The sequence below is a fragment of the Amycolatopsis sp. NPDC045836 genome (assembly GCF_056431745.1).
On record NZ_JBWKKF010000003.1, the window covers coordinates 223,333 to 246,557 of the forward strand.

Below are 23,225 nucleotides of genomic sequence, written 5' to 3' on the forward strand. Positions count from 1 at the left end.
TACCCACGTCTCCCGTCCCGGAAACCGCCGCGGCGGGGGCCGCTCCGGTTACGAGCGCAACCGGCCGGTGGCCTCGACCAGGTTGGCCAGGGTGGCCCGCACCTCCGGGTACCCGCGGGTCTTGAGCCCGCAGTCGGGGTTGACCCACAGCCTCTCGGCCGGGAACGCCGAGGTGGCGGTGCGCAGGTGGGCGACGATCTCCTCGACGGACGGCACGCGCGGCGAGTGGATGTCCCAGACACCGGGGCCCGCCTCGTTGGGATATCCGGCCCGGGCGAGGTCGGCGACGACGGCCATGTTCGACCGCGCCGCCTCCAGGCTGATCACGTCGGCGTCCATGTCGATGATGGCCTGCAGCACGTCACCGAACTCGGCGTAGCACATGTGCGTGTGGATCTGGGTGTCGTCCCGCACGCCCGAGGTCGCCAGGCGGAACGAGGCGACGGCCCACGCCAGGTACGCGGCGCGGTCGGCGTCGCGCAGCGGCAGGGTTTCCCGCAGCGCGGGCTCGTCGACCTGGATCACCGCGATCCCGGCCCGCTCCAGGTCGGCGACCTCGTCGCGCAGGGCCAGCGCCACCTGGCGGGCGGTGTCGGCTTCGGGCTGGTCGTCGCGGACGAACGACCAGGCGAGCATGGTCACCGGGCCGGTCAGCATGCCCTTGACCGGCCGTTCGGTCAGGCTCTGCGCGTAGGTGGCCCACTCGACGGTCATCGGCGCGGGACGGGCCACGTCACCGGCGATGATCGGCGGCCGGACGTAGCGGGTGCCGTAGGACTGGACCCAACCGTGCTGGGTGGCCAGGAAACCGGTGAGCTGCTCGCCGAAGTACTGGACCATGTCGTTGCGTTCCGGCTCCCCGTGCACCAGCACGTCCAGGCCCAGCTGCTCCTGCTCGGCGATGACCGAGCGGATTTCGGCCCGCATCGCTTCGGTGTAGGCGTTCCGGTCCAGCTCGCCGGTCCGCAGCGCCGCGCGGGCCCGGCGCAGTTCCGCGGTCTGCGGGAAGGAGCCGATCGTGGTGGTCGGCAGGCCGGGCAGCCGGAGGCGGTCCCGCTGGGCCCGGCGGCGCTCACCGTACGGGCTGGTGCGGCGGAGGTCGGCCTCGGCGATCGCGGCGACGCGCTCGCGGACGGCGGGCACCCGCACGATCGGCGAGGCCGCGCGGGCGGCCAGCCGCTCGGCGTTGGCCCGCAGCGCGTCGCCGACGGCGGCGTGGCCTTCGGTCAGGCCCCGGCGCAGCGTCACCAGTTCGTCGAGCTTCTGCCGCGCGAAGGAGAGCCAACCGGCGACCTCGGGATCCAGCCCGGTGTCGAGGCGGACGTCGAGCGGCACGTGCAGCAGCGAGCAGGACGCCGCCACGTCCACCGAACCGGCCAGCCCGAGCAGCGTGCCGAGGGTGGCCAGGGCGGCGCCCAGGTCGGCGGCCCAGACGTTGCGGCCGTTGACCACGCCGGCGACCAGCCGCTTGTCCTGGATGCCCGACGCGGTGGCCACGGCGTCGAGATCGGCCGCGGCGGCACCGGTGAAGTCGACGGCCAGCCCGTCGACCGGGGACGCCGCCAGCACGGGCAGCGCGTCACCGAGGCGGTCGAAGTACGAGGCGACCAGGATCTTCGGCCTGGCCGACTGGGCGGCCAGTGCCGCGTAGGTGTCCGCGACCCGGCCGAGCACCTCGGCGGGCTGGTCGGTCACCAGCGCGGGTTCGTCGAGCTGGACCCACTCGGCGCCCGCCTCGTGCAGCAGGCGCAGCAGTTCGGTGTACCGCGGTACCAGCTGGTCCAGCAGGTGCAGGGGCTGGAAGCCGCCGGTGGCGGTCGGGTCCTTGGCCAGCAGCAGGAAGCTGACCGGGCCGAGCACCACCGGCCGGGTCCGGCTGCCGTGCTCGAGCACCTCGGTGAACTCGGCGAGCGGCTTGCTCGCGTCCAGCGTGAACCGGGTGCCGGGGCCGAGTTCGGGCACGAGGTAGTGGTAGTTGGTGTCGAACCACTTCGTCATCTCCATCGGCGGCGCGTCCGCGGTGCCCCGCGCCATGGCGAAGTACCGGTCCAGCCGCCCGGCCTCGCTCGAGGCGTCCGGAACGGCGGCGAGGTGGCGTTCCGGGACGGCGCCGAACATCCACGCGGTGTCGAGCACGTGGTCGTAGAGGGAGAAGTGGTTGCTCGGGATCTCGTCGATCCCGGCGTCACGCAGTTCGGCCAGGTTCCGCAGGCGCAGTTCACGGGCGGTGCCGAGCAGCGAACCGGCGTCGGCGCGGCCGGCCCAGTAGGACTCGATCGCCTTCTTCAGCTGCCGGTCGGCGCCCTGGCGCGGGTAGCCGTACACGGTGGCGCGGCTGGGTTCCGGGGTCACGGGCTCTCTCCTTCGCGAGTCCCTGTGGACCTGGCGGGAGGAGCGCACGGCAGGTACCGGCCGACAGCCGGTACCCGGCGATGACCCGACCCACGAGGTCTCCACCAGCACCCCACGGTCGTGGGGCGCACAGCGGGCAGGTCTTCGGACTCGCGGGCACTTCCGGCGCGCACGCCGGGTTCCTACTGGCCGTCGCTTCCCAAGCCCGTGGGCTCAGTGCTGTCGTCTCCGCGGAGGCAGTGGAGACAGACGGCGGTCGTTCCCGCTCACCGCTGCGGGGCAGTTCCGGGTTTCCACCGGATTCCCTCTTGCCTCGAGCACCGCCGTGCTGCTCGCGGTGCTCGAACCAGCTGCGCCGCCACTCTAGCGCCCGCCCGGCCGTCAGGGGTAGGCGAGGAAACCGCGGCCGGTCTTGCGCCCGTAGTGCCCGGCCGAAACCAGGTCCGCCAGGTAACGGGCGGGCGGCGCGGCCTCGCCGGGGAACGCGTCGTGCAGGGCCTGCTGGATGGACAGGGACACGTCGAGCCCGATGAGGTCGAGCAGCGCGAGCGGGCCGAGTGGATAACCGCAGCCCTGCGCCATGGCGGTGTCGATGTCCGCGACGGAGACCGGGCGTTCGCGCAGCATTTCCGCGGCCCGGTTCAGGTACGGGAAGAGCAGCGCGTTGACGATGAACCCCGCGCGGTCGGTGCAGTCGACCGGGTGCTTGCCGAGTTCACCGGCCACGCGGCGCGCGGTGACCGCCACGTCGGCGGCGGTCAGCTCGGTGCGGACCACCTCGACCAGCTCCATCCGCGGCGCCGGGTTGAAGAAGTGCATGCCGATCACGTCCTGCGGCCGGGCGGTCGCGGCGGCGCAGCTGAGCACGGACATGCTGGAGGTGGTGGTGGCCAGCACCGCGCCGGGTTTGGCGACGCCGTCCAGTTCGGCGAAGACGCCGCGCTTGACGTCGAGGTCCTCCACCACCGCTTCGACGATCAGGTCGGCGTCGGCCAAGGCACCGAGGTCGCCGGAGGTGTCCAGCCAGGCGAGCACCCCGTCCACGTCGAGCGCCGGGTCACGCCGGGCGGCGCGGTCGAGTGAGCGTTCGATCGTCGCGCGGCTGTCCTTGCCGCGGACCTCCGACCGCGCGACGAGCGTGACCGGCAGCCCGGCCCGCGCGACCACCTCCGCGATGCCGGTGGCCATCGTGCCGGAGCCGACCACGCCGATCCGCCGCACCGGCCTGCCGCCGGTCGCCGGGGCGGGCACCGCGGCCGGGGCCCGTGAGCCGTAGAAGCCGGTACCGCACTTCACCCCGAGCTTGCCGTCGGCGACCATGCGCCGCAGTACCGGTGCCGGGGCGTAGGCGCGGTCGCCGGTGCGCTCGTGCAAGGCCGTCAGCGCGTCGTGCACGGTGTCGATGCCGAGCGCGTCCAGCCGCGCCAGCGGGCCGGGCATGCCGCAGCCGTGGATCATCGCGTGGTCGATGTCGTCGCGGGAGGCGTAGCCCTCGTCGAACATCCTCGCCGCGTCGTTGAGGTAGGCCAGCAGCAGGCCGCTCGCGATGAACCCGGGGTGGTCGCCGACATCGATCGGTTCCTTGCCGAGTTCACGCAGCAATCCGCCGACGGTGGTGAGCACGGCTTCGTCGGTGATCGCCGTGCGGACCAGTTCGACCGCCTCCGCCTCCGCCAGCGCTTCCGGATCGGGCAGGTTCAGGCCGACGGTGCGGGACATCCGCCCGCCGCGGGCGGCGATCTCGGTGACCGAAAGCCCGGTCGTGGTGGTGACGAACACGGTGCGGTCCGGGCAGCGGCGGTCCAGTGCGGCCAGTGCCGCGACCTTGGTCTCCAGGCGGTCCGGCAGGGCTTCGACCACCAGGTCGACGTCGTCGCACGAGTCCGTCACCTCGAGCCCACCGGCGGTGCACAGGCCGGCCAGCGCGGCACCCGCCGCCCCGGAGCCGATGATCCCGATCCTGCGCACCCGCTCGGACATCACCGAACCGCCCTCCACCTGGTTTGCCGGTGCGGTCCACGGTAGGAGTGGCGCGGGGAGGAAACCCCTAGGTTTCAGGCCGCGCAGGCGGCGCAGTAGTGCGGCCCGATCGCGCGGTCGTGCCCGCGCCAGCCGTCCTGGTGGGCCCGGCCCCACAGCAGCAGCCACGCCTCGTGGTGCGGCAGGCGTGGTTCGGCGTGCGGGCCGCTGGCCCCGCACCCATCGCAGATCAACCGCAGCGCGATGGTGCCGTCCACGGGCACCGCGGTCATCCGGGTAGCCCGCGCACGCTGATCACCCCAGCATCCTGCCGTGCGCGCGGCCGGTTCAACCTGACGATTGCCTGACGATCACCGGGTGCTGGGGTCGGGCACCTGGGTGACCGAGGGCGCGGGCTCCGGCACCCGGCTCACCGGCGGCAGCTTCTCGGGGTGGTCCTGGGTGCTCACCCCGCAGCCTGCGCAGCACACCAGCACGACCGCGGCGATCAGCTTCCTCATTCCGCCTCCGGCAGCTCGATGACGAACCGGGCACCGCCGCCCGGCCGGTCCGTCACCCGCACGGTGCCGCCGTGCCGGGCGATGTGGTCGGCCACGATGGCCAGCCCGAGACCGCTACCGGGCCCGGTGCCCTGCCCGCGGGCCTGACCACGGGTGAAGCGTTCGAAGATCCGCGACCGCAGCTCTGCCGGCACCCCGGGCCCGCGGTCGTCGACCTCCACCCGGACCCGGCCCTCCCGGGCGGTGACGGCGATGCGCACCACCCCACCGGCGTAGCGGTCGGCGTTGTCCAGCAGGTTGCCCACCACCCGGTCCAACCGGCGCCGATCGGCCAGCACCCGCGCGGGCACCTCCTCGGCCACCACGTCCGGCTGACCGCGATGGGCCAGCACCTGCCGGACCACGTCACCGAGATCGACCAGTTCCCGGGACTGCTCATCGCCCTCCTCCCGGGCACGGGAGATCTCCAGCAGATCCACCACCATGCGCTGGAACCGCCGCACCTCCCAGACCAGCAGGTCCAGCGCCCGGCGGGCCGGTGCGGGCAGCGCCTCACGACGCCGGTCGAGCACCTCGGCGGCATTGGCCATGGTCGTCAACGGCGACCGCAGCTCATGGCTGACGTCCCCGGCGAACCGCGCGTCCTGCTGCACCCGGTGCTCCAGCGCCTCGGCGGTGGCGTTGAAAGTGGCCGCCAGCGGCGCCAGATCCGGATCGGTCTGCTCGGGCAACCGGGCCCCGTGGTCCCCCGCCGCGATACGCGACGCCGCACCGGTCAGCGTGGTCAGCGGCCGCAGCGCCCGGCGGCTGGCCCACCACCCCAGCCCACCACCGAGCAAACCACTGGCCACCGTCGCCGCGGTCAGCACCACGCTCAGGAACCGCATCGTGCGATCCAGTTCGACCAGGGGGAACAGCTCGACGTAGAACCCGCCCCCGGACACCACCGGCAGCACCACCGCCAGTACCGGGATCTCTCCGGCGACCACCCGCTGGCGGGCCGGTTCACCCGCCCGTCCGAGGTCGAGCAGCTCGGCGGGCAGCGCCTGCGGCGGGATGGGCCGTCCGCTGGTCAGCCACCGCCCCGGCCGGTACACCAGGATCGACGAGTCCGGGCCGGTGGTCAGCCCGGTGAGCAGCTGGTCCAGCCTGCCCGCCTGCCCGATCGCGGCGTCCACCAGCCGCACGTTGGCCTCCGCCTGCCGCACCGCGGCCCGCTCGCGCTGGTCGAGCAGGTACCCGGTGGCCAGGTTCCAGGTGGTCACCGCGAGCACGCTGACGATCAGCAGCGAGCCGGCGCCCAGCGTCGCGGTCACCCGCCACCGCAGCGACCACCGCCGCTTCACCGGGGCACCCGGTACCCCACCCCGCGCACGGTCAGCACCAGCGCCGGCTCGTCCGGATCGGCCTCCACCTTCCGGCGCAGCCGCCGGATGTGCACGTCCAGCAGCCGGGTGTCGCCGAAGTAGTCGTAACCCCAGACCCGCTGGAGCAACTGCTCCCTGGTCACCACGTCCCCGCCGGCCGCGGCCAGTTCCGAGAGCAGCCGGAACTCCGTCCTGGTCAGGTGCACCGGCTCACCACCGCGTTCGACCTCGCCGGTGCCGGGGTGGATGGTCAGCGCGCCGACGGCCAGTGCCGCCCGGCTGGGCCCGCGGCGCCGCAGCAGCGCCCGGATCCGGGCCGCCAGTTCCCCGGCGACCAGCGGCTTGGTCACGTAGTCGTCGGCACCGGATTCCAGCCCGTCGATCACGTCGCGGCTGTCGGTGCGGGCGGTCACCATGATGATCGGCAGGTCACCCCGCGAGCGCAGCGACCGGCACACCGCCATGCCGTCGATCCCGGGCAGCACCAGGTCCAGCAGCACCACGTCGACCGGGGTGGACTCGACCACCGACAGCGCCTGCTCCCCCGACACCGCCTCCACCACCTCGAAACCGTGGTCGGCCAGCGACAACCCCAGCGCCTCGCGAATGCGCTCGTCGTCCTCGACCAGCAGCACCGCCGTCATCCACCTCACCTCCGGCGGTCGATTGTCGCACCGGCCCCGCGCGGCGTTGACGGCGGCGATCCGGCGGCTCGACGATCAGCGGTCGCCGGAGGAGGGGGAATCACGGGCAAAACGGGTCTGGCACGGTGCTGGCCGGGGTGGACCTGGTCGGCGTGGTGCTGGCGTCGCTGCCGGCAGGCGTGGCGGGGTCGGCGAGCGCGGCCACCACGGTGCCGATCTCCGCGCCGGGTGGTTACGCGAGCGACCCGTCGAGCACCCCGTCCGGGGCGGAGCACACCCGCGCGCTCGGGGCACCAGCACCGTTCCGGCCGGGCAGACCGCCGCCGCCCCGGGCAGGCGGTCAACGCGGCGCAGCTGGTGAGCGGGCAGAACGTGCTGGCGAACACCCCGATCACCCTGCTCACCCGCGGTTTTGTCACCGCCCCCGCCGACAGCGCGCTCTACGCCCACTTCGTCAACCACGCGGCCGACGTGAACGGGCACATCACCGTGCTGCCCTCGTCGCACCGGCAGGACGTGTTCGGCGCCACCACCGTCCAGGCGACCGGCGACGTGAACGTGACCGTTTGCCACGGCATCGACCACGGCCTGTGCCGGCGCTCGCCGGGTGCCCGGATGGACGGGCCGAACTCGCGGGGGCACCCAGCTCGTGGTCAACCAGCTCGCCGGGAACGGCACGGTCTGCCACACCAACACCAACGGCGCGCTGCCCGGCACGACCGTCACCAACACGATCCACCACTACAAGAGCAACACGTGGCTGACCGGCGTGCCCGTGGTCGCGGCTGCTCCCGCGACTTCGTCGCCTGCACCAGGGTCACCGCCAACGCCGCGCACAACTCCTTCCTGATCGAGGCGAACGACCAGAGCGTGGGCGCCGCCTTCGTGCTCTGAGTCAGCCCATCGGGCGGCCGGTCCACCGGTTGCCGGGGACCTCCGGGTCGGTGCTGGTCCAGAAGCCCCGCAGGCGCCGACGAACTCCGCCGGGGTGAGGTGGCCGTCGGCGTCGGTGTTGGCCAGGAAGGCTTCCGCCAGCGCGCCGATGGTTTCGCGCGCGGCCCGCGGATCGTCGGCCAGCGAACCGGTGGAGGCGACGAACTGCTCCCGTGTGATGGCGTCGCCACCCCCGGGGAGGTGCGGCTGGTGCAGCTCGCGTCGGATGCGGAATTTGATCTTGACTTGGAGCAGCTCGCTGAGCGCCACAAATTCCTCCGTGCACTGGGAAACCGGCCGTCAGCGGAAGATCGCCAGCGCCCACATCTTGAGCATGCCGTCCTCCTCGTCCCACGCCTCGACCTTGCCGAGCACGCGGGCCGGGAACGGCGCCTTGCCCTCCGGCAGCGCGTCCTGCTCGCGCAGCCAGCCTCGGCTGATCTTGACGCGGACGTGGGCTTCGCCGGACGGGTAGGGCGCACGCAGGCGCAGGTAGTGCTCGTCCGAGCCGTCGAGTTCCTCGTACTCGTGGAAGTACCCGTCCACCGACAGGAACATCCGGCTGTCGCTGAGCTTGGCGTGCCCGGCGGCGGCACCGGCCAGGCTGCGGTGCGCGTGCACCTGGCCCTGGTGGAAGTCCGCGTACACGATGGCGTCGGCCTTCTCCAGTGCCCGCACCACCCGGCGGATCGCGGTGATCGGCCGTTCCTCGGCGTCGTACGCCTCCGACTTCGCGCCTTCCCGCAGCCTCGCCCCGGCGAAGCCGAACCAGCGGGCCTTCACCTCACCGCGCCCTTCCGCGGTTTCCCTGGTGTACTCCTCGACCCGCCGCTTGAGCGCGGTCACGTCACCCCGGTACTGGAGGATGTCCATCACCAGGCTTTCGTTGAGGTAGACCAGGACTTCGTGGTCACCGATGAGCGCGGGTTCGTCGCGGCGCCTGCCCCGCAGGTACCGCACCAGCGCGGCGGCGGCGAGCAGCACGCCGGTCCCCATCAGGACCCAGAACCAGGGATTATCGACAGCCACGGATCTCCTTGAACGCCTCGGACAGCGAGGTCGCGTTCGCGTCCACCATGCGGCCGCCGGTGGCGCTCGCGGCCTGGCTCAGCTCGGCGGGATCGGCCTCGCCGAAGCGGATGGTGTAGGTGTGCACGGCTTTCGCCGCGGGTGGCAGGGCCGCGTGCGCGCTCAGGAACTCCGGCAGCCCGAGGCCGGCGTTGTTCTCGCCGTCGGTCATCAGCATGATGGTGACCGGCTGCCCGGGGTCGTCGCGGGTGAGCGCCGCGGCCTTGTCGTAGGCGGCGTCCAGCGCGGACCACACCCCGGTGGCCTGGGCGGCCGGTTCGGTGGCCAGGTGGTCGCGGATGGCGTCGAGCACGGGCTGCCCGGTGATGGTGAAGTCCCGCTCGTCCAGCACCGCACCGCCGAACCGCAGGATGGACAGCCGTTCCCCCTGGTAGAACCGCAGGAACTTGCCCGCTGGGGAGGTGTCCGCGCCGCCGAACCCGGCGAAGGCCGAGCGCAGGTCGCTGATCCGCTGCCCCCGCATCGACGCGGAGAAGTCCAGCACGAAGATCAGGTGCGCGGGCCGGTGCGACCGCGGATCGGCGTATTCGGCGGTGAGCCGGTCGACGGTTTCCTTGCGTTCCGGGAAGTACAGCGTGTTCGTGCCGAAGTCGGCGAACCGCGGGTCGCGCGGCACCTCGGCGGACAACGGCCGGCGCAGCGTCCGTTCCATCAGCTTGCGTTGCGCGGGCTCGGACTTGAACCAGTTCAGCACGGTGTCGAAGCTGTCGCGCTTCGCCGGGTCGAGCATCAGCAACGGGTAGTCGGCGAGCACGATGCCGTCGCGCGGGTACAGGACCTCCAGCGGCTCGGCCAGTTTTCCGCCGGCGTTCAGCGAAAGCAGCACGGACTCGTAGTTGATCAGGGCGTCCGCGCCGTCCTGCCGGGCGGCGTAGGAATCGGCGAGCAGCTGGGAGGTGTTCCCGGTGAGCGTGCGCCCGGCGAAGAAACCGCGGAGGCGGTCGCAGGTGATGTCCTGCTCGCGCAGGGCGCCGCCGGTGCCCGCGGCCGCGGTGGCGACGCCGATCAACGCGGACAGGCCGCTGCCGGCGTGCCGCGGATCGGCCATGCCGAAGCGCACCTGGCCCGCCGCCGAGCGATCGGCCAGATCCGCCCAGGACAGCTGCTGGTCCGCGGTGGCGCTCCGGAGCAGCTGCGCCACCCGCGGTTTCACGCCGATGGCCAGCGGCGAGAACATGAACCGGCCGCTGATCGGCCGTTCCCCGGTGTACCCCTGCTGCTTCAGCTTCAGCTCGAAGAACCGGTCGGTGGACAGCCAGGCGAGGTCGTGCTGGTAGCGCCCCGGTTCCAGGGCGTTGGTCGCGTCGATCGTGCCACGCAGGTCCAGCACCAGTTCGATGCCGGTCTCGCGGCGCAGGTCCGCCAGCAGCGGCTGCATGTCGGCGAGTTCGTCGGAAGCGAGCACCCGCAGGGTGGTGTGCGGTGGCGGCGGCTCCGGGGTGCAGGCCGCGAGCAGGCCCAGCACCACGCAGAGCACGGCGAGCTTCCCGGCACCGGAGCGCATCACGCGCAACCGCCGATCGTGGTGATCAGCTGCTCGAACAGGTCGACCTGCGGCAGGTAGGCGCGGGTGTGGTCGTTGTCCGGTGACGGCGCCTCGAGCTGCCGGTCGGTGAGCAGGCGGCTCAGCTGCGGGCTCGCGGTGTCCTGCTCGGCGTCGAGCACCCGGAACCCGAGTTCCACCGCCCGCGTCCGCAGTTCCGGATCGGTGCGCAGCAACTGGGCCAGCTTGCGGCCGGTGTCGTTGAGCGCGATGAACGCGGGCTGGGTTTCGAAGTGGTCGGCGGGGTAGAGCAGCACCCGCTCCTCGTCCGGCCGCCCCGGCGGCTGCCGCAGCTGGTGGGCCAGGTACTGGTGCTCGTAGATGACCACGATGGGAGCGATCCGCCTGCCCTCCGGGGACAGGTAGTAGGGCACCCGGTCGGGGGTGGGCGCACCCTGGGCCCGGTACAGCGGTTTCAGCGTGCCGGCGAGCGCGGCCACCTCGCCGTCGGTGGCCGGGATCCGGCTGTCGTTCCTGGCGTAGGCGATCAGGCCCTGGTAGGTGCCGCCGGAGTTGGACAGGCACACGTCGGAGGTGTGGGCCAGCACCAGGTTGTTGTTCTGGATGCCGTGCTCGCCGATGCCGATGTCGTTCCAGCGCTTGCCCTGTTCGGTGAGCCCGACGAACTTGCTGATGTCGACCTCGTAGTACAGCGGGTTCGCGCGATCGGCGTTCATCGGCGTGGCGATACCGGCGTCGCGCAGGGCGAGCGCGTACGGGCGGTAGGTGGCGAGCACGATCGGGCTGACGAACGGGACGTAGGCCTGGGCCTCCTTGCCGCTGTTCAGCCTGCTGGACATGATCAGGTCCGCGGCGGGCTGGCCGGAGGGGAACACGAAGTCGTAGCGGTCGATGTCGTGCGTGGCGACCTCACGGGAGCCGGAGTTGTCCACCACCACGTCGAACTGCTTGCGCCGCAGGATTTCCTGGACCTTCGGATCGCGGAAGTAGTCGACCTTGGAGCCCATCTTGCCGCGCACCACGGTGAGCACCGGCGCCGGTGGCGCCGAGCGCACCAGCATCGGCGTGAGCACCAGCACCAGCAACCCGGCCAGGCCGAGGGCCAGCACCGGGGTCAGCGGCGCCCTGGCCGGCGGTTGCCTGATCTGCAGAAGCGGCTCCGCGGCCACGTCCCCTCCCGTTCCCCCACGGTGTGCGAGTCCACGGTTACGCCTGCCCGGTGAACGGCACCGGACAGCGGGGTAACGCTTCTGGTTCAGTGCGTTACCCGCTGGGGTGCTTCCGCCGCCGACGACGGCCTGGCCGCGAGCACAGCGAGCACGACCATGGCCAGGACCACCGAGGTGACCCACTCACCCGGCAGCTCGGTCATCGGCTCGCCGTTCTGGGGGAAGCTGTCGTAGCCGGGCATCGCGGTCAGCTGCGAGAGCAGGGCCGCGATCAGCGCGGCGGCCCAGCCGGCGAGCACCTTGGCCGCGGTCTTGCCCGGGGCGAGCAGCGTGACCACGGCGACCAGGCCGGTCAGCACCCAGCGCCGCCGCAGCGGCCCGCGCACGACCCGGATCGCGGCGATCACCGCGGCCGTGGTCCGCTGCGGTCCCGGCAGGCACAACGGGATTCCGGCGACGAGCACCAAGGCGGCCACCAGGCCGGTGAGCAACGGGGCCAGGGAGAGGAAGCCCAATGGGCAGAACACCCCGGAGACGGTTCGGCGAGCATGTCCGGCAGCAGCTGCCCGACCTCGGGCCCGGCGTGCACGGGGGCGGGTGGCGGTTCGGCCAGCACGGCGGCCAGGGCGGCGCGGACCGGCCCTGGATCTGCTCGGGTGCCGTGCAGGCGGGGGAGAACCGACCGCCCGACGCGGTGGACGCCGAATCGCCGTCGAGGCGGGCGCAGCCCCGGGCCGGCCGCCTCCGACGGCGACAACGGCCCTTCCCCGGCGATCCGGTCCCGCGCCGGAGTGGTTGAGGCGCGCGGCCGGCCTCGCCTCGCGCGGCACCGCCGCCCGCGTTTCCGGCTGGGTGTCGAGCGATGGCGGGAGGCTGACCTCCTTGATCGCGACGAACCGGTCGAGCATCTCCTTCAGCACGAACCGATCGCCGACCCGTCGCGGGGTCCCCGCACGCCCTCCCCCGAGAACCGAAGTCAGCCGGAACGCCACCGCCCGTTCCGACGCGCCGTCACCCACCCGGCTCTGGTGCGCGCCCGGCGATGCCGCGGTGGACGAAGTCGGTGAGCAGGTCGATCGCCTCGTCGTCGGCGATGCCCTCGCCTCCCCCGGTCACCAGCCAGTCGTAGGCGAACTGGTCCATCAGCGCGGTCATCACCGAGGTGACCAGTTCCGGCCTGCCCGGCAGGTCCGCGAGGTGCGCCAGGTGCCCGACGAGGTGCCGCTGATCGGCGGCGGTCAGCTGCCGCAGCCGCTTGCCCAGCTCGGCGTTGACCATGGCGGCCTGGCGCAGCGCCACCATCTCCGGCAGGTGCGCGCGGTAGAACCGCCAGAAGCTCGCCACGTGCCAGCGCACCGCGGACCGCTTGGAGAAGTCCGGGTCGTGCCCCGGCGCGGTCACGTCCTCGTCCGCTTCGGCGAACATGTCCACCAGCAGCGCTTCGAGCAGTTCCTCCTTGCCCGCGAAGTGGTTGTAGAACGAGCCCGCGGCGCGTCCCGCCTCGGCGGTGATGTCGGTGATCTTGGTGTTCAGGTAACCCCGCCTGGCGAACACGCGCCGCGCGGCGGCCTTGAGCGCCGCCTCGGTTTCCGCCGCCTTCTGCTTGCGGCTGCTCACACCGGTCACCGCCACCTCCTCGTCCCTCGAACGCTAGCAGCGGCACCGCCCCGATCCGGTGACCGGCCGGATTGCCGCGGGCCCGGTGGTGCGGGATGGTGCCCATCGGAGGTCCACATGCGCACACCCGCCCACCGCCCGAGGCTGTTCAGCCGGGGGTCCTGGCCCGAAACGCAGCGGATCACCGACATCCTGCGCAAGGAGACCATCGGCGGCGCACTGCTGCTGGCGGCCGCGGTGGTCGGCGTGGCGCTGGCCAACTCCCCGCTCCACCAGCGCTACGAAGACGTCCGCGGCTTCACCGTCGGACCGGCCGCGCTGCACCTGGACCTGCCGCTGTCGGCCTGGGCGGCCGACGGCCTGCTGGCGATCTTCTTCTTCGTCGCCGGGCTCGAGCTCAAACGCGAGTTCGTCGCCGGTGACCTGCGCGAGCCCCGGCGGGCGGTGGTGCCGGTGGCCGCCGCCTGCGGTGGTGTGGCGCTGCCCGCGCTGATCTTCACGGTGGTCAACGCCGGTGACCCCGAGGCGGTGCGGGGCTGGGCGATCCCGACGGCCACCGACATCGCCTTCGCCCTCGCCGTGCTGGCCGTGGTCGGGCGGTGCCTGCCCTCGGCGTTGCGCACCTTCCTGCTCACCCTCGCCGTGGTCGACGACCTGCTCGCCATCCTGATCATCGCCTTGTGCTACACCGACGAACTGCGGTTGCTGCCGCTGTTGCTGGCGCTGGTTCCGCTGGCGGTGTTCACCGTGCTGGTCCAGCGGCGGGTGCGCTCGTGGTACCTGCTGCTGCCGCTGGCGCTGCTGACCTGGGTGCTGGTCCACCGCTCCGGGGTGCACGCCACCGTCGCCGGGGTGCTGCTGGCGTTCGCGGTGCCGGTGGTGCGCAGCGAACAGGCGGGCGGCCCGGCGGCCGGGCCGGGACTGGCCGAGCACTTCGAACACCGGTTCCGGCCGCTGTCCGCCGCCGTGGCCGTGCCGGTGTTCGCCCTGCTCGCCACCGGGGTGCCGCTGGGCGGCTGGACCGGGCTGACCAGCGCGCTCACCGACCCCGTCGCCCTCGGCATCATCGGCGGGCTGGTGGTGGGCAAAACCGCGGGCATCTTCGGTGCCACCTGGCTGGTGGCCCGCTTCACCAGGGCGGACCTCGACGAAGGTCTCGCCTGGGTCGACGTGCTGGGCCTGGCGATGCTCGGGGGCATCGGCTTCACCGTCTCGCTGCTCATCGGCGAACTGGCCTTCGGTGCCGGCACCACCGAAGGCGACCACGCCAGGGTCGCCATCCTCGCCGGCTCGGTGCTCGCCGCGCTGCTGGCCACCACCGTGCTGCGCGCGCGGAACCGGACCCACCGCCGGATCCACGCCACCGAATCCACCGACACCGACGCCGACGGCGTCCCGGACGTCTACCAGTGATCGAGGCCGGACTCGGCACCGGGCCGCCGACGGGGCCGCCGCCCGCGATGAGTACCGGGACGTCTTTGACGGTCACGCGGTCCAGCCTGCAAGCCCGGCCTTGAGCCGCTCGCGGGAACCGCTGGTCAGACCTCGCGGGTGCACTCCCAGGTGACGTGCGCTTCGAACACCAGGACCACCTTTTTCCGTCTCCGCGCACTGCTGGTGGGTGAAGCCGTCGGCCAGTGCCTGCTGGTAGGCGTGTCCCCGGGCGTAGTGGTAGGCGAAACCGCGGTCCGCGGGAGGAAAAATGAGCGAGGCCGCGCCCGTCGTCCTGGTACCCGGGTTCTGGCACGGCAGCTGGTGCCCGGTGGCCGAGCACCTCGCCGCCCGCGGGATCCGGTCGGTGGCGCTCGACCTCGACGGGCACGGGCTGCGGGGCGCCACCCCGCGGACCCGCTGGGCGCGGCCGTTCGACGCGGGGGCGTTCGCCACCGTACCGTCACCGGTCGCGGACGTCACCGCTTCGTCCGCGGCCTCCGGGCTCGCCGATCGGATCCGCGCGATCGCCGATGGCCCGTGCCTGGTGGTCGCGCACAGCATGGGTGGCGTGGTCGCGACCGCGCTGGCCGAACACGCGCCGGAACTCGTCGGCGGGCTGCTCTACGTGGCCGCGTACGCTCCGGTGAGCGGGCGGCCGGGCATCTTCTACAGCACGTGCCCGGAGAACGCCGGTGAGAAACTGCTGCGGCTGCTGGTCGCCGACCCGGCGACGATCGGCGCGAGCAGGTCAAGGAGACCTTCTACGCCGACGACGAGGAGCTCACCGTGACCCGGCAGCGCTACGGTCGCGTCCCGCACTGGTACGTGACCTGCACCCGGGACCACGCCGTGCCGCCCGCGCTGCAACACCGCTTCACCCGGGAGATCGACGCGGTCTCGGCGGCCGGGACCACGGTGGCCGAACTCCCGTCCTCGCACTCGCCGTTCCTGTCCCGGCCCGCCGCGCTCGCCGGAATGATCGCCGAGGCCGCGGGGGGTGTTCGAGGACAACGCGATCCGATCGCACATTTCACTGGCACGAATTCTCACGCGCTCGGGGGACCACGAATCGGATACTGCTTTTCTGGGGCCCATTTGTTGCATCGCCGTTCGCGACCGTTTTCACCGCGGCTGTGCTGGTGCCCGGAATCGCTTCGGCGCAGGGCGGCACCACTGGCGGGGAGATGGCGGCAACGCGGGATCGGTGGCCCGGCCGGCCGACGGCCGCAGCCTGAGCACGGCCGCCGGCCAGAAAGCCGCGCTCGACTCCTGGACATCGGAGAGGATGCGGGCGTCCGTTTCCGCCGACCAGCCCGACGGCTACGGGCTCGGGTTCAAGTCCCTCCACGACTTGGCGGAGGCGAATGCCGGATCCCGGCCGTGGTGGGGCGGGCCGCCTTGCCGGGGGCAGGAGCGGGTTCGCCGGGCTACCGTGCCCGCCACCACCGCGCGGATCACCGTCACCCTGTTCGACGCGGCCGGCCGGGTGGTGACCCGGGGCACGGTGGAGGCGGCACCCGCACCGGCGGCGGCGGGCTGCTCGGCCGGTGGACGGCAGCGCTCCGTCGCGGTGACCGCTTCCGGCGTGGCCGTGGTGTGCCACGGCCGCGACTCACAAACCGCCCACCTGCACCGGGAACTTGTCGATGGTGGCGACCACCGTGTCCGGGTCGTCCGGCAGGACCAGTTCGACCGGGTTCTTCAGCTGGAGGACATCGCCGTCCGGCGGGAACTTGGCCACGGTTCCGGTCAGCGTCATCGGGTTCTTGGTGACCAGCACCAGCGGCTGCGCGCGGCTCGCCGGCCGGTCGACGGTCACCTTGAGGTTGAGCACCATGGTCTGGTCGAACTTCGGCGGCACGGACTTGGTCAGCTTCAGCAGGCTCTCGGCATCGGAGTCGTCGGGTTCGATGGTGATCCTGCCGCCCTGCCGGGACGGCAGATCGGCGGTCAGCAGGGTGTTGATCGTGCGCAGCCGCACGGAGTTCGCCGGATCGTCGGGGTTGTTTTCCACCCGGACCGTGGATTTGCCGCGGAACTCCGCTTCGACCGGCTGGGCTTCGATGGTCATCGAGGCGCCTTTGACGACCAGGTCGGCGGTGACCTCGGAACCGGCGGCAGGCAGGCTGAGCTGCCTGGTGGCCTCGGCGGGCAGGGTGCTGAGCAGGCCGCTGACCACCAGGCCGGCGACCGCCGCGGCAGCACCTTTCAGAAACCTCCGGCGCTGGGCACCGGTGTGCACTTCATCCGCATTCATCGCTTTCCTCCGATTTGCTGGGGTCCTTCGAAATTAAGGCGATGATCACGAAGCGAGGAAGAGCGGGCGGCGTCAGTCCACTCGCCCGGGCGAGCGGTCGCCCCCGTTCGTGCCCGCAGAATTGCGGAACGGGGGAAGTTGTGCGCCACCGACGCCGATTTCATTGCGTCGGGGGTTTTCCGGCGGTGAATTGACCGCCGTCAGCTCCCCGTGGCACGGGAAAGCGTGACGGCGTGCCGGGAGGTCCCGCTGCGGGCCAGCGGCAGGCAGAGCTGGTCGGCGGTGCCGCGCCGCACTTCCCGGTGAACGGCGGTGGCCCGCCGGGCCCCGCGTACGGGAACGCGGGAACCGGCCGCAGATACCGATTACCCCGTTCTGTGCCACCCCGGCTCCCGCCGCCTGGCGACCGCTCTTTCCCGGCGCAGCCCACAACAAGGAAGGAAATCCACTGCGATCGCCTCCTCCGCCGCGCTGCTGACCGCGACCGCCGGCACCGGGCAGGCTTCCGGCTGGGCGGGTTCGGACAACCTGGACGGCACCTTCGCGCCCGGCGGCTGGAGCTTCACCCACAGCGGCGACGGCACCGGCGGCTTCTCGAACCTGCAGACGCACTCGGGCAACCGCTCGCTCTTCCTGGACATGCGCGGTCCCGGCTTCTCGTCGGCGGCCAAGCAGGTGCACCTGCAGCCGGTCGGCACCGGGCACGTGGCCGACCGCGCCATGTCCATCCGGATCAATCCCAGCCCGGGCGCCCGCGATCAACGTCGAAGTGATCAACCCGGCCGACGTGCTGACGCGGGTGTCGATCGCCGGTCCGGCAGGCACCCCGCACGCCTCGGCCTGGATCGACGACCTCGGTTACCCTGCTCCTTCCAGGAGCGTGCTCCCGGCCGGAATCGAAGCTACGCTGTTCCATGAACCTGTGGAAGGTAGGTCGATGAGCCGAGCGGACGCCGAGCAGTTGCAGTCCACCCTGTTCGAGGAGCTGGCCCGGGTGGCCAAGGCACTGGGCAACGGCAAGCGCCTGGCCATCATCGACCTGCTGGTGCAGCGGCCGCGCGGGGTGGTGGAGCTGGCCGAGGCGGCCAAGCTCAACGTCACCACCGCCTCGGCCCACCTCCAGGTCCTCAAGCAGGTCGGGCTGGTCACCACCGAGCGCGACGGCACCACGGTGCGCCACCACATCGGCAGCGAGGACGTCGCCGCGCTGTACAGCCAGCTGCTCGCGGTGGGCGCCGCCCAGTCGGCCGGGGTGGACACCGCGGCCCGGCGGGCGCTGGGCGCGGACGACGTCGGCGAGATCGACCGCGCGGAGCTGCAACGGCGGGTCGACGCCGGGCAGGCCGTCGTGGTCGATGTGCGCCCCGAGGTGGAGTTCCGCGCGGGCCACATCCCCGGCGCGGTGTCCATCCCGATGGACGAGCTGCCCCGGCGGCTCGGCGAGCTGCCCGGCGAACACGAGATCGTGGTGTACTGCCGCGGCGCGTACTGCGGCTTCTCCCACGACGCCGTCCGGTTGCTGACCTCCCGCGGCTACCGGGCCGTCCGGCTCGTCGACGGCATCCTCGAATGGCGGGTGGCCGGCGAACCGCTGTCCGTGGGTGCTTAGCCACCGCGGTTCACGAAGCAGCCGGTTTCCAGCCGGGGTCGCGGCCGAGGAAGGCCATCAGCTTGTCCTGCGCGGGAGCGTCGTCGGCCACGGGCATCGCGGCCCCGAACTGCCCGCTCCCGCGCAGCACCTCCTCCATCGGCGTCATACCGGCCAGCGCGGCGGCGCTGCGCTCCTCGCCGAGTTCGGGTTCGCGGCCGAGCGCCTTGGCCAGGTCCCAGGAGTGCAGCCAGACGTCCGCGGTGTAGAACCGGTCGATCGCCTCGTCGACCGGGTTGTCACCGGTGTGCGGATTGCGGTGCACCCGCCCGGCGGGGTCGTCGAGAACGGCCTGGATGTCGGCGACGTGCTGCTTCCAGGCCGCGACCGGATCGGCTGCGACGTCCAGGGCCGGGAGTTCGATCCCGGCACCGGTGAGGAATTCGCGCGGCCATTCGACCAGGTGCTGCACCACGTCGAGGGCCGTCCACTCGGCGACCGGGCTGGGCCGCGCCCAGTCGCCCGGCGAAGCCGATTCGACCAGTTCGGTGAACCGGGCCGCGTCGAAGGCGTGCTGCTGGGCCGGGCCCTTGGGGTCGAGCGACATCTTCAGTTCCCCTTCGCGAGCAGCTCGTCGAGTTTGGCGTAACCCTCGTTGACCCCGACGTCCATGCCGCTGGCCAGCATTCCGTCGCGCGTCTCGAAGTCCTTGACCACGCTCAGGATCTTCAGGCGCGTGCGCCCGCCGCCGAGCTCCTCGAAGGTCAGCGTTTCCAGCGCCACCGAGTCGGGCTCGCCTTCGTAGGTGAAGGTCCACACGATCCGCTCGTCCGGGCGCACGTCGTGGAAGCTGCCGTAGAAGGAGGCGATCTCCTCGCCGTCGCGGTCGTTGGCGAAGGCCCACTCGCCGCCCGTGCGGGCGTCCCACCGGAGCACCCGCGTGGTCACCGAGCGCGGCCCGATCCACTGCACGTACAGGTCGGGGTCGACGTGCGCGCGGAACACCCGGGCGGGCGCCGCGTCGAACTCTCGGGTGATTTCGATCGTGGGGACCTTCTCGTCGGCCACGATGCTGGTCTCGGTCATGATGCGTCCTTCTTCCGGGGTCCGGTCTGCTCTTCGGTCTCCGCCATGCGGCCGAGCAGGGCGTCGAGGCGCTGGTAGCGCTCCTCGGCCTGCCGCCGGTAGCGCTCGATCCACTTGGTCATCAGGTCGAACACCTCCGCGTCCAGGTGGACCGGCCGGCGCTGGGCGTCCTTGCTGCGGGTGACCAGCCCGGCGTCCTCCAGCACCTTCACGTGCTTGGAGATCGCCTGCAGGCTCATCTCGTACGGTTCCGCCAGCTCGCCGACGGTCGCGTCCGCGGTGGCCAGCCTGGCCACCAGGTCGCGCCGGGTCGGGTCGGCCAGTGCCGCGAACACCCGGTTCAGCCGCTCCGCGCTCTCATCCATCGGCTTCCTCAACTCTTTGGTTGAATAAGAGCCTAGAGCGCCTTCTTCCGCTTTGTCAACCAACTAGTTGAGAACGAAGTTGACCGTTTCACCGGGCGGCGCCCGGCCGGTTCGGGCGTCGCCCACCTCGGGGTCCCCGTAGCCGATCGACAGGCCGCAGAACAGGACCAGCCCGCCCGGGGGCGACCACTGGGGTCCGCCTCCGCCGCCAGGTCCGGTGGCGCCCGGTGCACCGCATACGCCGACACCCGCGGGTACAGCTCGCGGTAGATCGCGCTTCCGCTGCGCCGGGCTCCTACCTAGTACTGTCGCGGGCCCCGCGATTCTTGCGTCGCGGCGGTGGGCAGTACCTCTTCGGAGATCGCGAGCACCTTTTCCAGTGCCGGGTCGGCCTCGCCGGTTCGCCACAGGAGGTAGCCGTGGATGGGCGGCAGGGGGTCTTCGACGGGCACCACCCGTACCCCGTCGAGGGGCAGCTGGTCCAGGGCCGAGTCGGTGGTGAAGTGGAGGCCGACGCCGGCCGCGACCAGGGCGATGCAGGTCCACGTGTCCGGAGCGGTCTGCACGATCTCCGGCGTGAACCCGGCCGCGTGGCAGCGGGCGACGAACTGGGCCCGCACCACCGAGCCGAACGCCTCCGGCAGGGTGATGAACGGTTCGTGCCGCAGCTCGGCCACGGAGACCCCGGCCGCGGCCGGGTGGTCCGAAGGCACGGCGAGCACCCCGCGTTCACGGACCAGGGCACGGCTGCGCACCCCCGCCGGTGGGTGTTCGAACCGCGCGATGGCCAGGTCCGTTTCGCCGTCGAGCAGCTCGCGCACCGCGACCGGGCCGTACCGGCCGGGCCGCACGGCCAGGTCGATGCGCTGGTGCCGCTCCCGCACCGTCCGCGCCAGCCGGGCCACCATGGCCTGCGAGGACGGGCCGGCGAAGCTGAACCGGACGCGCCCGCTGTCCCCGCGGTGCGCGGCCTCGACCTCCGCCCGCGCCCGCTCCCCCGCCCGCAGGATCGCCGCCGCCGGTTCCCGCAGCGCCCGTCCCGCCGGGGTCAGCTCGACCCGCCGGGTGGTCCGGTCGAACAACGGCGCGCCCAGCTCCGCTTCCAGCGCCCGGATGGTCCGGCTGAGGTACGGCTGCGCCAGGTGCAGGCGCTTCGCGGCGCGGCCGAAGTGCAGCTCGTCGGCCACCGCGAGGAAGACCTCGAGCTGGGTGAAGTCCACGCCGGGATTATATCGTCAGGCGAAACAAATCGGCTGCTATTGGTATTGGACACGCATCAGCGGAAGGATCGAGAATCCATGGCCATGAGCGACAAGGTCGGTGACGAGGACTTCGCGGACATCCTGGCCCAGGTCCGCCGCTTCGTCCGCGACGACGTCGTGCCGCGGGAGAACGAGATCATGGCCGCCGATCGCATCCCCGACGACCTGCGTGCCACCGCCGCCGGAATGGGCCTGTTCGGCTACGCCATCCCCGCCGAATGGGGCGGGCTCGGGCTGGACCTGCGGCAGGACGTCGAACTGGCGATGGAGTTCGGCTACACCACGCTGGCGCTGCGGTCGATGTTCGGCACCAACAACGGCATCGCCGGGCAGGTGCTGGTCAACTTCGGCACCGACGGGCAGAAGCGGCAGTGGCTGGAGCGCATCGCCTCCGGTGACGTGGTCGCCTCCTTCGCGCTCACCGAACCCGGTGCCGGTTCGAATCCGGCCGGGCTGCGCACCCGCGCCCGCCGCGTCGGCGACGACTGGGTGCTCGACGGGCAGAAGCGCTTCATCACCAACGCCCCGGTGGCCGATCTGTTCCTGGTGTTCGCGCGCACCCGCGAGGCGGAGCCGAAGGACCCGGGCATCGCCGTGTTCCTGGTGCCCGCCGACGCACCGGGGGTGAGCGTCGGCCCGAAGGACGCCAAGATGGGCCAGGAGGGCGCCTGGACCGCCGACGTGCACTTCGACTCGGTGCGGGTGCCGGAGGCCGCGCTGGTCGGCGGTTCCGAACAGGTCGGCTACCGCGCCGCGATGACCTCGCTGGCCCGCGGCCGGGTGCACATCGCGGCTCTCGCGGTCGGCAGTGCCCAGCGCGCGCTGGACGAATCCGTCGCCTACGCGGCCACCAGCACCCAGGGCGGTGTGCCCGTCGGTGACCACCAGCTGGTGCAGGCGATGCTCGCCGACCAGTACACCGGCGTCGCCGCCGGCCGCGCGCTCGTCCGCGAAGCCGCGGCGGCCTACGACAGCGGCGAGGACCGGCGGATCGCGCCGTCGGCGGTGAAGCTGTTCTGCACCGAGATGGCCGGGCGGGTGGCCGATCTGGCGGTGCAGGTGCACGGCGGCACCGGCTACATGCGTGAGGTGCCGGTCGAGCGGATCTACCGCGAGGTCCGGCTGCTGCGCCTCTACGAGGGCACCAGCGAAATCCAGCGGCTGATCATCGGCGGTGCGCTGGTCAAGGCCGCGAAGCCCCGGTGATCGCGGTGGTGGTCCGCCCGCGCCGCGGAGCAGCCAGGCGTCGATCACCCCGGACAACGGGGCCGGCCCGGGCCACCAGCTGGCGAGAGCGTCACGCCGCTCAGCCTGGGAAGCACGGGATCAGGAGTAGCTGACCGAGAAGTTGCTGGTGCGGAAGTCCAGGCCACCACTCGACGAGGTGATCTCGTAGCCGAACTGGACCCGGCTCAGCGTCACGTCACCGAACCAGCCACGCGCCCGGATCCAGTTCATCACCGCCAGGACGTCGATCGTGCCGGAGTTGGTGTTCGACCGGCGGAGGAACGAGAACACCTGCGCCGAGCCGTTGGACCCGCGGTAGACCGCCCAGTCGTGCCCGCCGACGGCCGCGTTGGCCTGGAAGGAGCCGATCGGGCCGACCGGGCCGGTCTGGTTCACCCACAGCATGATCTCGTAGGCGTGGTCGTCGGCCCAGATGTCGTAGGTGCTGGTGTGGGCACCGCTGCCGGGCACGGTGACGTCGAAGCTGCTGGACACGCCGGCCAGCGAGCTGAGCCGCCGGTTCACCTGCCGGGTGGCGTTCGGGTACGACTTCACCCCGCCGGTGTCGGGGTGGTTCGCCCACACCCCCCAGTTCCGGTACGAGTCGGCCCAGATGGTCTGCGGGCCACCACCCTGCCCCCAGACGTTGTTGTAGAGCGTGTAACCGCCGTTCTCCCACGTCCCCCAGCGGTCGGCCGAGCTCCAGGCGGCGGCCAGCGCGGGGGCCGGGACGGCGCTGAGCCCCAGTGCCAGTACCAGTGCCGGGATCGCGGTGCGCACGAAGCTGAACATGGCCGAACTCCTTTGCCGCGGCGGGCCGTCGACGGTAGTGGCCGGCGGTGCCGCGGCAA

Annotated in this window: 23 protein-coding genes and 1 riboswitch; of the genes, 6 read left to right on the forward strand and 17 right to left on the reverse strand. The window is 72.1% G+C overall.

Features of this window, described 5'->3' with window-relative positions:
* Positions 1–48: 48 nt before the first annotated feature.
* From metE to AC07EG_RS05950, 6 genes are all read right to left on the reverse strand, one after another.
* Positions 49–2,352, reverse strand: a complete 2,304-nt coding sequence (metE, locus tag AC07EG_RS05925; RefSeq protein WP_478251887.1) for a 5-methyltetrahydropteroyltriglutamate--homocysteine S-methyltransferase — start codon at positions 2,350–2,352, stop codon at positions 49–51.
* Positions 2,353–2,470: 118 nt separating this feature from the next.
* A riboswitch (cobalamin riboswitch) is annotated at positions 2,471–2,718 on the reverse strand.
* 15 nt (positions 2,719–2,733) lie between these two features.
* Positions 2,734–4,332, reverse strand: coding sequence for a 3-hydroxyacyl-CoA dehydrogenase family protein (locus tag AC07EG_RS05930; protein WP_478251888.1), 1,599 nt, complete (start codon positions 4,330–4,332; stop codon positions 2,734–2,736).
* 74 nt (positions 4,333–4,406) lie between these two features.
* Positions 4,407–4,604 (reverse strand): hypothetical protein, encoded by a 198-nt coding sequence (locus AC07EG_RS05935; protein WP_478251889.1) that lies wholly within the window; start codon positions 4,602–4,604, stop codon positions 4,407–4,409.
* A 78-nt stretch (positions 4,605–4,682) separates the two neighbouring features.
* Complete coding sequence (locus AC07EG_RS05940) at positions 4,683–4,832, reverse strand: hypothetical protein (protein ID WP_478251890.1); 150 nt, start codon at positions 4,830–4,832, stop codon at positions 4,683–4,685.
* On the reverse strand, positions 4,829–6,178 hold the full coding sequence (locus AC07EG_RS05945; protein ID WP_478251891.1) for a HAMP domain-containing sensor histidine kinase: 1,350 nt from the start codon (positions 6,176–6,178) through the stop codon (positions 4,829–4,831). Before AC07EG_RS05945 ends, AC07EG_RS05940 begins: the two co-directional genes overlap by 4 nt.
* The gene (locus AC07EG_RS05950; protein ID WP_478251892.1) at positions 6,175–6,843 is read right to left on the reverse strand and encodes a winged helix-turn-helix domain-containing protein; all 669 of its coding nucleotides are present in this window, start codon (positions 6,841–6,843) and stop codon (positions 6,175–6,177) included. Before AC07EG_RS05950 ends, AC07EG_RS05945 begins: the two co-directional genes overlap by 4 nt.
* A gap of 357 nt (positions 6,844–7,200) precedes the next feature.
* On the opposite strand from AC07EG_RS05950, the gene AC07EG_RS05955 reads away from it, so the two are divergent.
* Positions 7,201–7,737 carry a hypothetical protein gene (locus AC07EG_RS05955; protein ID WP_478251893.1) on the forward strand — a complete coding sequence of 179 codons (537 nt, stop codon included), beginning with the start codon at positions 7,201–7,203 and terminating at the stop codon, positions 7,735–7,737.
* 339 nt (positions 7,738–8,076) lie between these two features.
* Here AC07EG_RS05955 and AC07EG_RS05960 read toward each other — a convergent pair whose 3' ends face one another.
* The 5 genes from AC07EG_RS05960 to AC07EG_RS05980 form a co-directional block, all read right to left on the reverse strand.
* The gene (locus tag AC07EG_RS05960) at positions 8,077–8,805 is read right to left on the reverse strand and encodes a hypothetical protein (RefSeq protein ID WP_478251894.1); all 729 of its coding nucleotides are present in this window, start codon (positions 8,803–8,805) and stop codon (positions 8,077–8,079) included.
* Complete coding sequence (locus AC07EG_RS05965; RefSeq protein ID WP_478252154.1) at positions 8,792–10,369, reverse strand: substrate-binding domain-containing protein; 1,578 nt, start codon at positions 10,367–10,369, stop codon at positions 8,792–8,794. The genes AC07EG_RS05960 and AC07EG_RS05965 overlap by 14 nt, the downstream gene beginning before the upstream one ends.
* Positions 10,369–11,538, reverse strand: coding sequence for a hypothetical protein (locus AC07EG_RS05970; protein ID WP_478251895.1), 1,170 nt, complete (start codon positions 11,536–11,538; stop codon positions 10,369–10,371). The genes AC07EG_RS05965 and AC07EG_RS05970 overlap by 1 nt, the downstream gene beginning before the upstream one ends.
* An 86-nt stretch (positions 11,539–11,624) precedes the next feature.
* Positions 11,625–12,065, reverse strand: coding sequence for a hypothetical protein (locus AC07EG_RS05975; RefSeq protein ID WP_478251896.1), 441 nt, complete (start codon positions 12,063–12,065; stop codon positions 11,625–11,627).
* A 484-nt stretch (positions 12,066–12,549) separates the two neighbouring features.
* Positions 12,550–13,164 (reverse strand): TetR/AcrR family transcriptional regulator, encoded by a 615-nt coding sequence (locus AC07EG_RS05980; protein WP_478251897.1) that lies wholly within the window; start codon positions 13,162–13,164, stop codon positions 12,550–12,552.
* Between the two features lie 108 nt (positions 13,165–13,272).
* On the opposite strand from AC07EG_RS05980, the gene nhaA reads away from it, so the two are divergent.
* Both nhaA and AC07EG_RS05990 read left to right on the forward strand, forming a co-directional pair.
* Positions 13,273–14,568 carry a Na+/H+ antiporter NhaA gene (gene nhaA, locus AC07EG_RS05985; RefSeq protein WP_478251898.1) on the forward strand — a complete coding sequence of 432 codons (1,296 nt, stop codon included), beginning with the start codon at positions 13,273–13,275 and terminating at the stop codon, positions 14,566–14,568.
* Between the two features lie 289 nt (positions 14,569–14,857).
* Complete coding sequence (locus AC07EG_RS05990; RefSeq protein WP_478251899.1) at positions 14,858–15,379, forward strand: alpha/beta hydrolase; 522 nt, start codon at positions 14,858–14,860, stop codon at positions 15,377–15,379.
* 822 nt (positions 15,380–16,201) lie between these two features.
* Here the strand turns inward: AC07EG_RS05990 and AC07EG_RS05995 are convergent.
* Positions 16,202–16,846, reverse strand: coding sequence for a twin-arginine translocation signal domain-containing protein (locus tag AC07EG_RS05995; protein ID WP_478251900.1), 645 nt, complete (start codon positions 16,844–16,846; stop codon positions 16,202–16,204).
* 312 nt (positions 16,847–17,158) lie between these two features.
* On the opposite strand from AC07EG_RS05995, the gene AC07EG_RS06000 reads away from it, so the two are divergent.
* Positions 17,159–17,764 carry a hypothetical protein gene (locus AC07EG_RS06000; protein WP_478251901.1) on the forward strand — a complete coding sequence of 202 codons (606 nt, stop codon included), beginning with the start codon at positions 17,159–17,161 and terminating at the stop codon, positions 17,762–17,764.
* A gap of 19 nt (positions 17,765–17,783) precedes the next feature.
* Positions 17,784–18,455 (forward strand): ArsR/SmtB family transcription factor, encoded by a 672-nt coding sequence (locus tag AC07EG_RS06005; RefSeq protein WP_478251902.1) that lies wholly within the window; start codon positions 17,784–17,786, stop codon positions 18,453–18,455.
* 10 nt (positions 18,456–18,465) lie between these two features.
* On the opposite strand, the gene AC07EG_RS06010 is transcribed toward AC07EG_RS06005, so the two are convergent.
* From AC07EG_RS06010 to AC07EG_RS06025, 4 genes are all read right to left on the reverse strand, one after another.
* Positions 18,466–19,041, reverse strand: coding sequence for a maleylpyruvate isomerase family mycothiol-dependent enzyme (locus AC07EG_RS06010; protein ID WP_478251903.1), 576 nt, complete (start codon positions 19,039–19,041; stop codon positions 18,466–18,468).
* Positions 19,042–19,043: 2 nt separating this feature from the next.
* Positions 19,044–19,520, reverse strand: coding sequence for an SRPBCC family protein (locus tag AC07EG_RS06015; RefSeq protein ID WP_478251904.1), 477 nt, complete (start codon positions 19,518–19,520; stop codon positions 19,044–19,046).
* Entirely contained in the window at positions 19,517–19,885 is a 369-nt protein-coding gene (locus AC07EG_RS06020) for an ArsR/SmtB family transcription factor (protein WP_478251905.1), read from the reverse strand. The genes AC07EG_RS06015 and AC07EG_RS06020 overlap by 4 nt, the downstream gene beginning before the upstream one ends.
* A 299-nt stretch (positions 19,886–20,184) precedes the next feature.
* Positions 20,185–21,105, reverse strand: coding sequence for a LysR substrate-binding domain-containing protein (locus AC07EG_RS06025; protein ID WP_478251906.1), 921 nt, complete (start codon positions 21,103–21,105; stop codon positions 20,185–20,187).
* An 84-nt stretch (positions 21,106–21,189) separates the two neighbouring features.
* Here AC07EG_RS06025 and AC07EG_RS06030 point away from each other — a divergent pair, with 84 nt between their 5' ends.
* Positions 21,190–22,353, forward strand: coding sequence for an acyl-CoA dehydrogenase family protein (locus AC07EG_RS06030; RefSeq protein ID WP_478251907.1), 1,164 nt, complete (start codon positions 21,190–21,192; stop codon positions 22,351–22,353).
* A 120-nt stretch (positions 22,354–22,473) separates the two neighbouring features.
* Here AC07EG_RS06030 and AC07EG_RS06035 read toward each other — a convergent pair whose 3' ends face one another.
* Positions 22,474–23,166 carry a GH12 family glycosyl hydrolase domain-containing protein gene (locus tag AC07EG_RS06035; protein ID WP_478251908.1) on the reverse strand — a complete coding sequence of 231 codons (693 nt, stop codon included), beginning with the start codon at positions 23,164–23,166 and terminating at the stop codon, positions 22,474–22,476.
* Positions 23,167–23,225: the final 59 nt, after the last annotated feature.

Coding starts and splice junctions, on each gene's coding strand:
- AC07EG_RS05930 (WP_478251888.1), bottom strand. CDS start 4,332: ATGTCCGAGCGGGTGCGCAGGATCGGGATCATCGGCTCCGGGGCGGCG.
- AC07EG_RS05935 (WP_478251889.1), bottom strand. CDS start 4,604: ATGACCGCGGTGCCCGTGGACGGCACCATCGCGCTGCGGTTGATCTGC.
- AC07EG_RS05940 (WP_478251890.1), bottom strand. CDS start 4,832: ATGAGGAAGCTGATCGCCGCGGTCGTGCTGGTGTGCTGCGCAGGCTGC.
- AC07EG_RS05950 (WP_478251892.1), bottom strand. CDS start 6,843: ATGACGGCGGTGCTGCTGGTCGAGGACGACGAGCGCATTCGCGAGGCG.
- AC07EG_RS05965 (WP_478252154.1), bottom strand. CDS start 10,369: ATGCGCTCCGGTGCCGGGAAGCTCGCCGTGCTCTGCGTGGTGCTGGGC.
- nhaA (WP_478251898.1), top strand. CDS start 13,273: ATGCGCACACCCGCCCACCGCCCGAGGCTGTTCAGCCGGGGGTCCTGG.
- AC07EG_RS05990 (WP_478251899.1), top strand. CDS start 14,858: ATGAGCGAGGCCGCGCCCGTCGTCCTGGTACCCGGGTTCTGGCACGGC.
- AC07EG_RS05995 (WP_478251900.1), bottom strand. CDS start 16,846: ATGAATGCGGATGAAGTGCACACCGGTGCCCAGCGCCGGAGGTTTCTG.
- AC07EG_RS06005 (WP_478251902.1), top strand. CDS start 17,784: ATGAGCCGAGCGGACGCCGAGCAGTTGCAGTCCACCCTGTTCGAGGAG.
- AC07EG_RS06010 (WP_478251903.1), bottom strand. CDS start 19,041: ATGTCGCTCGACCCCAAGGGCCCGGCCCAGCAGCACGCCTTCGACGCG.
- AC07EG_RS06015 (WP_478251904.1), bottom strand. CDS start 19,520: ATGACCGAGACCAGCATCGTGGCCGACGAGAAGGTCCCCACGATCGAA.
- AC07EG_RS06020 (WP_478251905.1), bottom strand. CDS start 19,885: ATGGATGAGAGCGCGGAGCGGCTGAACCGGGTGTTCGCGGCACTGGCC.
- AC07EG_RS06030 (WP_478251907.1), top strand. CDS start 21,190: ATGAGCGACAAGGTCGGTGACGAGGACTTCGCGGACATCCTGGCCCAG.
- AC07EG_RS06035 (WP_478251908.1), bottom strand. CDS start 23,166: ATGTTCAGCTTCGTGCGCACCGCGATCCCGGCACTGGTACTGGCACTG.